1 rRNA gene is annotated in these 520 nt (G+C 46.5%); it reads right to left on the bottom strand.

Going from position 1 to position 520, the window contains the following annotated elements:
- A 23S ribosomal RNA gene (locus RPL90_RS00630) occupies nucleotides 1–520 on the bottom strand; the annotation flags it as partial.

The following is a 520-nucleotide window of genomic DNA, read 5'->3' as shown; positions in this document are numbered from 1 at the left end:
TACGGCTCCACATTTCCTGCTTAACCTTGCATCAAATCGTAACTCGCCGGTTCATTCTACAAAAGGCACGCCATCACCCATTAACGGGCTCTGACTACTTGTAAGCACACGGTTTCAAGTTCTCTTTCACTCCCCTTCCGGGGTACTTTTCACCTTTCCCTCACGGTACTGGTTCACTATCGGTCACTAGAGAGTATTTAGCCTTGGGAGATGGTCCTCCCAGATTCCGACGGAATTTCACGTGCTCCGTCGTACTCAGGATCCACTCAAGAGGGTTATCGTTTTCGACTACAGGATTATTACCTTCTTTGATGTATCTTTCCAGATACTTCGTCTAACCATAACTTTTGTAACTCCGTATAGAGTGTCCTACAACCCCAACAAGCAAGCTTGTTGGTTTGGGCTGTTCCCGTTTCGCTCGCCGCTACTCAGGGAATCGATTTTTCTTTCTCTTCCTCCGGGTACTAAGATGTTTCAGTTCTCCGGGTATGCCTTCAAACATGCTATGTATTCACATGTT

It is taken from the genome of Staphylococcus kloosii, assembly GCF_032139365.1.
GTDB classification, from domain to species: Bacteria; Bacillota; Bacilli; order Staphylococcales; family Staphylococcaceae; genus Staphylococcus; species Staphylococcus kloosii_A.
The sequence above is the reverse complement of the archived record's forward strand: the minus strand, read 5'-3'. Positions and strand labels throughout refer to the sequence as shown.